Source organism: Gardnerella swidsinskii (assembly GCF_023277705.1).
GTDB lineage: Bacteria > Actinomycetota > Actinomycetes > Actinomycetales > Bifidobacteriaceae > Bifidobacterium > Bifidobacterium swidsinskii.
Genome location: NZ_CP083176.1, coordinates 1,568,854 through 1,580,231 on the forward strand (window position 1 = coordinate 1,568,854; position 11,378 = coordinate 1,580,231).

General features: G+C 38.5%; 8 protein-coding genes and 1 tRNA gene. 4 read left to right on the forward strand and 5 right to left on the reverse strand.

The window, feature by feature from the left end; translation table 11 throughout:
* Positions 1 to 271 precede the first annotated feature (271 nt).
* Both K9E37_RS06320 and K9E37_RS06325 read left to right on the forward strand, forming a co-directional pair.
* Positions 272 to 1,660 (forward strand): PTS ascorbate transporter subunit IIC, encoded by a 1,389-nt coding sequence (locus tag K9E37_RS06320; RefSeq protein ID WP_116440596.1) that lies wholly within the window; start codon positions 272 to 274, stop codon positions 1,658 to 1,660.
* Positions 1,661 to 1,875: 215 nt separating this feature from the next.
* Complete coding sequence (locus K9E37_RS06325) at positions 1,876 to 2,607, forward strand: GntR family transcriptional regulator (RefSeq protein WP_012914074.1); 732 nt, start codon at positions 1,876 to 1,878, stop codon at positions 2,605 to 2,607.
* Between the two features lie 94 nt (positions 2,608 to 2,701).
* Here the strand turns inward: K9E37_RS06325 and K9E37_RS06330 are convergent.
* From K9E37_RS06330 to K9E37_RS06350, 5 genes are all read right to left on the reverse strand, one after another.
* A tRNA-Leu gene (locus K9E37_RS06330) sits at positions 2,702 to 2,789 on the reverse strand.
* Positions 2,790 to 2,903: 114 nt separating this feature from the next.
* Positions 2,904 to 4,850 (reverse strand): FAD-binding protein, encoded by a 1,947-nt coding sequence (locus K9E37_RS06335; RefSeq protein ID WP_116440597.1) that lies wholly within the window; start codon positions 4,848 to 4,850, stop codon positions 2,904 to 2,906.
* 40 nt (positions 4,851 to 4,890) lie between these two features.
* Positions 4,891 to 6,435, reverse strand: coding sequence for a DNA-processing protein DprA (gene dprA / locus K9E37_RS06340; protein WP_004111365.1), 1,545 nt, complete (start codon positions 6,433 to 6,435; stop codon positions 4,891 to 4,893).
* On the reverse strand, positions 6,432 to 8,075 hold the full coding sequence (locus K9E37_RS06345) for a YifB family Mg chelatase-like AAA ATPase (protein WP_004111366.1): 1,644 nt from the start codon (positions 8,073 to 8,075) through the stop codon (positions 6,432 to 6,434). The genes dprA and K9E37_RS06345 overlap by 4 nt, the downstream gene beginning before the upstream one ends.
* On the reverse strand, positions 8,075 to 8,623 hold the full coding sequence (locus K9E37_RS06350) for a YraN family protein (protein WP_116994797.1): 549 nt from the start codon (positions 8,621 to 8,623) through the stop codon (positions 8,075 to 8,077). The genes K9E37_RS06345 and K9E37_RS06350 overlap by 1 nt, the downstream gene beginning before the upstream one ends.
* 320 nt (positions 8,624 to 8,943) lie before the next feature.
* On the opposite strand from K9E37_RS06350, the gene K9E37_RS06355 reads away from it, so the two are divergent.
* Both K9E37_RS06355 and K9E37_RS06360 read left to right on the forward strand, forming a co-directional pair.
* Positions 8,944 to 10,266 carry an O-acetylhomoserine aminocarboxypropyltransferase/cysteine synthase family protein gene (locus tag K9E37_RS06355; RefSeq protein ID WP_102703033.1) on the forward strand — a complete coding sequence of 441 codons (1,323 nt, stop codon included), beginning with the start codon at positions 8,944 to 8,946 and terminating at the stop codon, positions 10,264 to 10,266.
* Between the two features lie 269 nt (positions 10,267 to 10,535).
* Complete coding sequence (locus K9E37_RS06360) at positions 10,536 to 11,375, forward strand: ABC transporter ATP-binding protein (protein ID WP_082915503.1); 840 nt, start codon at positions 10,536 to 10,538, stop codon at positions 11,373 to 11,375.
* Positions 11,376 to 11,378 lie beyond the last annotated feature (3 nt).

Here is an 11,378-nt window from a genome sequence, read left to right on the forward strand (position 1 = left end):
ATATAATGAATTTGACATGAAACAACAGTATGAGCTGTAACAGTAGTTGTTGGCTGGGTATAAAAACTACTGCTCGTAGTAGCTCTTACTACTTTGCTTCATTGCGGAACCGTGAATTTTGTATGTGTAGTTTTACTGTGCTACGAAACTAATCGTGTATTTCGAATAGTTTCGCCTACGGTATCGTTTGCGAAGTTTGTAAGATATTTTTGCCGCCAATAATTGCGTAAGCCGCTCAAACTATATCGATTAATATGGTAAGGAGAGTTACGTGGACGGAATTCTGTCAGTACTGCTCGATATTTTCAGACAGCCATCTGTTATAGTTGCGCTTATTTCTTTTATTGGGCTTGCAGTGCAAAGAAAGAAATTCTCGGATATTTTGCAAGGATCAATCCGTACTCTTGTTGGTTTTCTTGTTTTAGCAGCTGGTTCTGGAGTTATTACTGAAGCGTTGAACCCCTTTGGCAAAATGTTTCAATACGCATTTCATGTGCAAGGCGTAGTGCCGAATAATGAAGCAATTATTGGAACTGTTTTATTGAAGTATGGCTCTGAATCTGCGCTTATTTTCTTCTTTGGAATGATTGTTAATATTATTCTTTCTATTACTTCTCGTTTTAAATTTATCTATTTAACGGGTCACGTAGCTTTCTATATGGCAAGTATGCTTGCAGTTATATTTAATGTTGCAGGATTTAGCATGTGGGAAGTTCTTTTATGGGGTTCAATTGCTCAAGGATTGTTTACGACAATTTCTCCAGCACTGGTGCAGCCGTTTATGAAGAAAGCTTCAGGCAAAGATGATGTTGCTTTAGGACATCCTGCTGGTACTGGTGTTGCTTTAGGTGCGTTAATTGCAAAGCTTACTGCTTCAAAAAAGCGTCCTTCTAAGTCAACTGAGGATATTAAATTCCCAGCAGCATTGGGATTCTTGCGTGATACAACAGTTCTTATCACGCTTTCTATGGCTGTTATTTATATAGTAGTGGCACTTTTTGCTGGATCTTCGTATGTCGAAACACATTTATCTAATGGTCAAAACTTCATTGTTTTCGTTATGTTGAAGGCTGCAACTTTTGCTGCAGGTGTTTATATTATTCTTGCAGGCGTGCAGATTGTTCTTGACGAAATTGTTCCAGCTTTTAAGGGAATATCGGAAAAGCTTGTTAAAAATGCGCGTCCTGCTTTAGATGCACCAATGACTTTTGGCTTTGCTCCTAATGCTGTTCTTATTGGTTTCTTAGCTAGTTTCTTTGGCGGTTTGCTTGGAATGACGCTTATGGCGATTTTGGGAACGACAATTATTATTCCTGGAATTGTTGCGCATTTCATGGCTGGTGGTGCTGCAGGAGTATTCGGTAATGGTCAAGGTGGAATACGTGGTTGCTTGACTGCATCATTTATTAATGGTCTTTTTATTACTTTCCTTCCGTTGTTCCTTTTGCCAGTGCTTGGCGATTTGGGAAGCGCAAATTCTACATATTCTGATGCGGATTATGGTGTATTTGGTGTAATACTTGGTCACGCAAATATTGTCGGTGGTCGTACTGTTTTAATTTCTGTAATACTTATTGCACTAATATTGTTCTATTCTGTTTCGATATTGATGAATAAACGCGATTCTAATAATTTTGAAAAGGTTGAAGAAATAAAATAAGTAAAGAAAATAAAAATACAATTAAATAATTGTATATACATATAAAAATTAAAAATTTTTTTACTCATTTTCTTATTTATTTGTACATTTTATTGTATGACTGGTAGGATAACAGAGTTATTAGTTTTGCATGAGCCGTTGTTACTATGCTGTGTTTTACACAAACTAGTATCAACGGCTTTTTCATATTAGCGTTTAGCTAGGGGAGAGTGATAATGGTCGAAGGTGTGCCTAAATACATTGCTGTGCGAGATAATCTACGCGCTCGCATTGATTCTATGGAAGCGAACGAACAATTACCTCCTGAAATTGAATTGTGCAAACAATACAATGTGAGCCGTATTACTTTGAGGCATGCAGTCGATAACCTTATTACTGAAGGATTACTTGTTCGTGAGCAGGGTAGAGGAACATTTCGAGCTTCTTCAATTATTCCTAGTTATAGTCAAGAAGTAATTTCTGATCGTGCGCAAGGATTTTACGAGCAGACTTATTCTAATGATGCAAAAATTAGAATAAAAGTTATTGAAAACGATGTTATTCATGATGAAGATGCTGCTGCTCGTTTAGGCCTTGATCCAGTAGATGAATTGATATGTTTGAAACGCTTGCGTTATGTTGACGATGTTTTATCGCGTTATAGTGTGCTCTATTTGCCTGCTTCTCGTTTTCCTAAAATTTTGACGCATGATTTTTCAGATGAGTCGTTATCTGATTTTTTGCTTAAAGCGTACGCTGTTCAACTTGTAGAAAATGAAGTGTCTGTGCATATAGAAAATCTATGTGACAGGCTTGCAGCAGTACTTAACCTTGAAGTTGGAACTCCTGCAATTACAGCTTATTCTACTGTAAAAGATAAGTTTGGTACGATTATTGCTTTTGGTGCATCTGTTTATGCGCCAAATTCTGGTGAGATTCGTTTCCACCTGCATTCAAATGCTGCTTAATTAAACTTTAGGGCTAACTAAGAATGTCTTAGCTAGCCCATTTTTGTGTTAAAAAACAATAAAACCTTGCTGGTTTTCCAGCAAGGTTTTTTCGTGTCCGGAGCGGGAGTTGAACCCGCACGCCTGTAACAAATAGGCACTAGCACCTCAAGCTAGCGCGTCTACCATTCCGCCACCCGGACAGGTGTTTTAGACAACAGATAAGACTATAACATCTTTTTTTCTTCTTCGCTTCGGCGTGTTGAAAAAATTACGAATTTTCAAAATATTTATATATGAAAATAGTAATAATAGTTTTAAATTATGCTATTTTCAGTATAAAAATCTCCTTTACTATCTTGTTTAAAATCAATAATATTCACTGACTTTTTTGCCAAGTTTCCATCAAAGTCAATGAACGAGTGTTGTGGCAATGAAGAAATATCATGTTTTGGATAGTCTCTTCTAAAGAAAGCACCTCTAGATTCATGTCTAGCAAGTGAAGATTGCAATGCTGCTTTTGCAAGTAGTGACATGTTCTTTATTTCCCATATTGCAGTAATTTCTTGGTTAAAAACTAAATTATTGCTATGGATGTGTAATGATTGAATTTTAGGATCTATAAATTCTTGTATGTCATTGAGTGCTTTTTTAATTGATTGTTCGTCACATGATATTGCAACAGCGTTTTCCATGATTTTTCCTAAATCTGCAAATAATTTATAAGGATTATCTTCTTCTATTTGTGAAGACTCGTCGTTATAGCTGTTGTTTGTAAAATCTGTAGCTTGCTTCGCACTTGTTTCCATAAGCTGATTAAGTTCATTATTTCTTTGTTTATATAAGACTTGTAGTGCAGTATTATTTGAGAAAGTTTTATTGGTTTCGTTGGTTTCGTTGGTTTTGTTACTGTTAGTTTCGTCATCCTTGTTTAAGTTTTTCAATTCTTTTGCTATTGTTGCTCCCGCGCGATTTCCAAAAAGGCATGCGTCAAGCAAGGAGTTTCCTCCTAATCGATTAGCTCCGTGCACTCCTACGCATGAGCATTCTCCGGCAGCGTATAAACCATAAACAATAGTTTGGTTGTTATTTTGCCATCTATATACTTTTCCATCCAAAGTTATCGGTATTCCGCCCATTGTGTAGTGAGCTGTAGGACGAATTGGGACTAAATCGCAAGTTGGGTCAAGATGAGCATATTTTTCAATAGTTTCTGTGACTTGTGGCAAGTATTCTAACATATTTTCTCGGCTGATATGTGTCATATCTAGCCAAACGCAATCGTTATGTGAATTGCTTTGTTGCGTAGTTGTTGAATCGTTTACACCTCTGCCTTCGCGAATTTCTTGGGCAATTGCACGAGAAACAACATCTCTTGGAGCTAAATCTGCATGTGCTTCATCGTATTTTTTCATAAAAGCTTCGCCATTTGAGTTCCTAAGCACGCCGCCTTCAGCTCTTGCTGCTTCTGAAAGCAGAATACCAGTATGAGCTAGTCCAGTAGGGTGGAATTGAATGAACTCGCAGTCTTCAAGTTGTAATCCTGCTTTTAAAGCTAAAGCCATGCCATCGCCTGTTAAATCCCACGAATTAGATGTTGTTGCAAATAATCTTCCCGATCCGCCTGTAGCTAAAAGTAGGAATCTAGACTTTATTGCTCGCAAGTCTCCTGCAGATAAATCAAATGCAACAATTCCTTCAACGCTCATAGTTTGATCGTTTATAGCAACATCTGTTACGTAACAATCTTCAGCAAATACAATATTCTCGGAAACACATTGTTGCCATAAGCTATGTAAAATTTGGTGACCAATACGATCTGCAGCAAAAGCTGCACGTTCAATTGGATTCTTTCCAAAATCAGCAGTATGTCCACCAAAACGGCGTTGGTTAATATATCCATTTTGTGTTCGAGAAAATGCTACGCCATCATGTTCAAGCTGAATAACTGTTTTTGGTGCTTCTTTTGCAAGTAGCTTTGCTGCATCTTGATCGCTTAGCCAATCTCCGCCATGAACTGTGTCATAATAATGCCATTGCCATTTGTCGTGCTCTACATTCCCAAGGCTTGCTGCTATACCTCCTTCAGCAGAACCCGTGTGTGAACGCAATGCTGGCACTTTAGAAATCACTAAAATTGATGGTGTTTTTCCTTCTTTTTTCATGCATGCGTATTCTTCGGATTTAATTAATCCTAGTGCTGCAGATAATCCTGCAGCTCCAGCGCCAACAATAATAACATCGTAGTATTCGCTTGATTGCATACTTTTATTTTCTCACATATCTTGTATTGAGCGCGTTATTTTACGCTACTTTTTGCTGTGATAATGTTAAATTTTCTTTATTTTGTACAATAATTCCTTCCAATTCTAGCAATGCAATTTTTCCAGAAATTTCAGCAATAGATGGTATGTAATCTAATTGTTTTTCTTTGTAAGAAGTTTTTATTATTTCGTATATTCTGTCAACATTTGCAAGTTCGTGTTTGCGTTTGCACGTTGTAATTGCGTCGATAATTAGTTTTTGTGTATTGTCATAATTTTTATAGTCTATACTTAATTTTTCTGGTTTAGGTTGAGAATAAGCAAAGTAGTGATGAGATTGAGGAAACAGAATATCTATATCTTGAGTTGAACACAATATTATAGCTTGTGAATCGTGTATTAGCTTGTTGCATCCCGCATTATTAGGCTGATTGATATCTCCTGGTATAGCGTATAGTTCGCGATTTAAATCCGTTGCCCATGTTGCAGTATTTAGCGCTCCGGATTGTAATCTTGCTTGAGCAACTATAATTTTTGATGCTAGAGCTGCAATAATTCTATTTCGCAATAAAAATCTGTGGCCTACTGGTGTTGTATCTGGGCATAGTTCGCTAATACACACTCCGCCTTTTGCAATAATTTGTTCAAAAAGCTGATAATTGCATCTGGGGCCCATATGATTTAATCCTCCTGCAAATACAGCAATGGTTTTTCCTGTAGGCTTATTTTCATCTATATCTTGTGCATCTAATGCGCCCCAATGTGCTGCTGCATCAATTCCGTACGCTCCACCAGAAATAACAGTATGACCTTTCGAAGCGCAATCATAAGCAAATTGATATGCGAGTTCTCTTCCGTAGTCTGTGCAAGAGCGTGAACCAACAATAGCAAGTGGATTATGACATTGTGTTAATGTTTGTGGATTCCCTACGCCCCACAAGCATAAAGGTGGTGAGAAATGACTCTGAAAAGCCAAATCTTGTAATTGTTTCGGCCAATATTTGCTGTGTGGTGCAATAATCCATTGCTTTCCGCCACAAGTGAACCATTGACATAGTGATTCACTATTCCATGTTGGCAAATGCAATAATCGAACGCACCATGTTGAAATAGAATTGTGTAGCACTTCTAAAGATTTAGGCGCATTATTGTTGTGATAACCCCACGCTGTTAAGCCCTTCTTGAAATAATTTTCTAAGAGAGCAAGCTCTTTATGTTTTTTTATGAAACTTAACATTGTAGATACTAATTCTTGATTTTTGTTACGTTTTCTTGAGGTAAAAGTTTTAGAATTGGCATCGTTTTCTTGATCTGCTACTTCACTAATAATTGGAAGTTGCATTTGTTGAGCTGAGCATGCTGATTGTTGTTTCGTATAATTTTTCACAATTGTTTTTAATAGAGAAACAATTTCTTTAGCGCTTTTAGATCCCAATAGTAGTGTGTACATAATTGCATCCGCTCCTTCAAGGCAGAATGTAAGTATTGCACGAGATATTGTTTCTTCGTCTGGTGAAGAAAAATCGCTAGATGTACTAATGGTTTCTTTAGTGTTATCCGTGTTGTTTATGCTCTTAGTATTCATATTCGTGTCCTTAAACTGATAGCTTGTGCAATGTCTGTCATGTCTGGTGAAGTGTGTCCAGAAAGATCAGCAAGCGTCCACGCGAGTCGCAATGCTCTATCTGCTCCGCGCAAACTCAGTTGATGCTTTTCTAATGCACGGTTGATAAGTCCTACAGCTTGCTGTGAAGTGTATTTTCTAAGCCATGTTCCAGATGCTTGTGCGTTGCAATCCCAGCCTTGTTTTATAAAACGGTCGCGAGCAATTTTACGAGCTTCTATTACGTTATCTCGCATTGTTTTGCTATTCAGATACGTGTTTTTAACTGAGTTTTGTGCATTGTCGTGATGATGGTTTGAAATAATAATTCGTTCTACTGGAGGCACATCCATTTGAATATCGATACGGTCAAGAATTGGACCTGAAAGGCGTGAAAAATATCGTGCTCTTTCGCGCTCTTTGCAAGTGCATCGTTCTCCATTTCCGTATGCGTATCCGCAAGGACAAGGATTTGCAGCAACAACAAGCTGGAATTTAGCTGGATAAAGAGTTGTCCCTTTTGAACGAGAAATAGCAATATGCCCTGATTCCAATGGTTCTCTTAGGGTTTGCAATACTCTAGGAGAAAACTCTGGAGCCTCATCCATAAACAGCACTCCGCAATGTGCTCTAGTAATAATCCCAGGTTTTGCAACTCCTGTTCCTCCTCCAATAAGAGAAGCTGCTGAAGCAGTATGGTGAGGTGCTTCAAATGGTGGAATATTGCTAATTCCGTAGTAGGGAAGTGTGCCACAAAGTGAACGAATTGAAGCAACCTCAAGCTGTTCTTGTTCGTTAAGTGGACACATAATGCTTGGTATTCGTGAAGCTAGCATGGTTTTTCCAGATCCTGGAGGTCCAATCATCATCACGTGATGTCCTCCAGCTGCAGCAACTTGTAGAGCCCATTTTGTATGTTCTTGCCCTATTACTTCAGACATATCTCCAATTTCATGTTTTGGTTCAATTTGTAGTGGGGAAGTGCTTTCTTCGTGAATTGACGGATTATAATCTTCTTCTCCATTGTTATAATTTCCATTTCGTTCAAGAACTTGCATATGTTTATACGCAGGGTCTTCTTCAATAAGCTTTAATGATTCCTCGCTCAAACTGCCATGCAATTGCGTCACTAAATCTAAAATATGGTGTATTCCAATAGATTCAATTCCATCTACAAGTTGTGCTTCGGCAAGATTTTCTTGTGGAATAATCATTCGTTTAAAATGCATCTTTTTTGCGTAAAGTGCAATAGGAAGAATGCCTTGAATAGGTAATACTGTCCCGTCAAGATTTAGTTCTCCTAAAATAATTGTATTTTCTAATTCTGTAAGTGGAATATACTTTTCTGCGCTTAGTATGCTTGCTGCGATAGCTAAATCGTATGATGCTCCGCTTTTTGGCATTGAAGCAGGTGATAAGTTTACTGTTACCCTTCCTTCAGGCCATTTGCAATGCAACGCAAAATGAGCTGATTTAACGCGCTCTCTTGCTTCGCTTAATGAAGTGTCAGGTAAGCCGATAATAGAAAAGTTTGGCATATTTCCAGATATAAAAGCTTGCAGCTGAATAGTAAAAGCTTTAAGACCAATAAGCCCTATTGACGTTGCGTTTCCAATATGCATTAGAATGCTCCTTGAACATGCTTGAATTGGATTGATGAATTATCTTCAATTTCTTCCAAAGATTGCAATTCATATGCAGAATCTGGATAAGTGTATTTGTTAATAATAAGAATTGATACAGCGTCAAATCGAATACGGTAATGAGGTATGTCGCTTCCGAATTCTTCCAGCCATTTCATACCAGTTGTACGTAATTTGCTACGTTTTTCTTGAGTAATTGCTTCAAGTGGAGTGCCACAACGTACGCTTCTTCGAGTTTTTACTTCCACGAATACCAATTTTTGTTCTGGAGTAATCATCACCAAATCTAGCTCTCCATTACGGCAATGCCAGTTTTGGTCAATAACGTGCCACCCTTTTTGTATGAGTCGCAAAGCGGCGTATGTTTCTCCCAGTTTTCCCAACTCTTTACTTTCAAGAGAATCATCTTGAAGCTCGTTGGACACTTGTTCAAGTTTTTCTTGCAAAAATACTTGAGCAGTTTCAGCGTCGTCAATCTCGTCAAGCGAGATAATTTCATCGTCAATAATGTGTTTTTGTGTAATCATGCTGCTATTTTCTGTGCTTATTGAGCAGTAATCCAGATTTTTTAAGCATTGTGGATAAAAGCTGCATACGGCGTGTTGTATTAGAAATTCAGTATATTTTCTGTATTTTTCTAAAACAGATTTCGCTATTTTTTGCAAACTGTTAATTCGTTATAGCTAATTTTGATAACCGCAGGTATGTACGAATGAACCATAGTGGCATATTGTCGTTATCACTTAAATAAATATGTAAACAGAAAACGGAAAAGTAAGTGGATGCGCAAAGTAAGCTGAAGCAAACTAATCTACTGTTTAAAAAGTCGCAAAACTGGAGGGGTATTATGAGCGATATTGAAGAAACGCAAGGAAAGTATCATTTTGAAACCTTGCAATTGCATGTTGGCCAAGAGCAGGCGGATCCGGCAACTGATTCTCGTGCAGTTCCTATTTATCAAACAACAAGCTACGTGTTCCATGATTTTGATCATGCTGCAGCTCGTTTTGATTTGCGTGACGCTGGGAACATTTATGGTCGTTTAACGAATTCTACTCAAGATGTTTTTGAGCGCAGAATTGCTGCTCTCGAAGGTGGAACTGCTGCTTTGGCTGTTGCTTCTGGCGCGGCCGCTGTAGACTATGCTATTCGTAACATTACGCAGCAGGGCGATCATATCGTGTCTTCAAAGAATGTGTATGGCGGCACTTATAACCTGCTTCGTCACACTCTTCCTAGAGATGGTGTAACAACCACTTTTGTTGATCCTAAGAATCCTCAAAACTTCGAGGATGCTATTCAACCAAATACAAAGCTTGTGTACTTTGAAACTTTTGGTAATCCTAATGCTGATTTGCCTGATTTTGAGGCTATTTCAGAGATTGCGCATCGACACAACATTCCTGTTTTTGTTGACAACACTTTTGCAACTCCATATCTTTTCCGTCCGCTTGAGCATGGTGCAGATATTGTAGTTGAGTCTGCTACGAAATTTATTGGTGGTCATGGTACAACTCTTGGTGGCATTATTGTTGAAGGCGGCAATTTTGATTGGGCTAAAGTCCCTGGAAAATTCCCAACTCTTACAGAAGCTGACCCAAGTTACCACGGTTTGAACTTCTATGAAGCTTTAGGACCTGTGGCTTTTGTGACGCGTATTCGTGCGATTATTTTGCGCGATACTGGTGCTTGCATTAGCCCATTTGCAGCATTCTTGCTTTTGCAAGGCACGGAAACCTTGAGCTTGCGTGTTGAGCGTCACGTTGATAATGCGTTGAAGGTTGTTCAATATTTGCAAACTGTGCCAGAGGTTGAATCTGTAAGTCATCCTTCTATTGAAGGTCGTTCTGATCACGAGCTTTATAAGCGTTACTTCCCGAATGGTGGAGGCTCTATTTTTACGTTTGATATTAAAGGTGGAAGGGATGCAGCTCGCGTATTTATTGACAATTTACAGCTTTTCTCATTGCTTGCAAATGTTGCTGACGTGAAGTCATTGGTTATTCATCCTGCATCTACTACGCACTCTCAGGAAACTCCTGAAGAATTGGAAGATCAAGGCATTCATGAAGGCACTATTCGTTTGTCTATTGGAACTGAACATATTGACGATATTCTTGCTGATTTACAGCGCGGGTTTGATGCAGTTCGTAAAGCAGGACTTGCTTAAATAGAAAAGAGAAAGCAAAGCAAAAATTATTAATTAAAAATATTCCTGAAGATCCATTATCGTTTTATTCGGAGCGCATATTGTATTTGTATGTGCTCCGATTTTTATACATTTTGTAAATTTGTGCATCATACTTTAGGATGAGATGCTGATTTTTTCTCAATAATTTCCGCCTTACGTACGATGGTAATCAGCTGTATTTTTCCGTAAATTTAAGTATTAGCAATAGATAACTATGCGATTACTACTTTTTAAGAAAAGGAGCAGTTATGAACAGTCCGTACGAAACAAGCTCATATGAGCAAGAAAATGCTTTAGATTTTAGAGCAGATTTTAATCAAAATTTGATTGGTGAGACTGCGGTTGCAGCTTTGCATGTTGTTAAAGATTTTGGCAAGGGTGCAGGCATTGTTCACGCTTTGCGAGATGTAAGCGTAAGTTTTGAACGCGGCAAGTTTACGGCGATTATGGGTCCTTCTGGTTCCGGAAAGTCAACTTTAATGCACTCTTTGGCTGGTCTTGACAGCGTTAATTCTGGAAAAGTTTTGGTAGATGGCCTAGATATTACAGGCATGAGCGATAAGCAGCTTACGCTTATGCGACGCGAAATGGTTGGATTTATTTTCCAAAGTTTTAATCTTCTTCCAATGTTTAGTGCTGAGCAAAATATTCTTATGCCTCTTACTTTGGCAGGCAAAAAGCCAGATAAGCAATGGTTTAATACTTTGGTTAATACTCTTGGCTTGCAAAATCGCTTAAAGCATAGGCCTGCTGAGCTTTCTGGAGGTCAGCGCCAACGCGTTGCGATTGCTCGAGCTTTAATCTCTAAGCCTTCCGTAGTTTTTGCAGACGAGCCTACCGGAAATCTTGACTCTGCTTCCAGCTCAGAAGTTTTGCATTTCTTGAAGAAGTCCGTAACTGAGCTTGGTCAAACTGTGATTATGGTTACTCACGACGCTGTTGCAGCCTCTTACGCGGATCGAGCAATCGTGTTTGCAGATGGCCAAATCGTTGAAGATGTGCAAAATCCTACTGCGGAAGGTATGAGCAAGATGCTTATGGAACGCAGCGAGGCTGGTATTAGTAATCAGTCTGCTCAATTGCAATAAAAG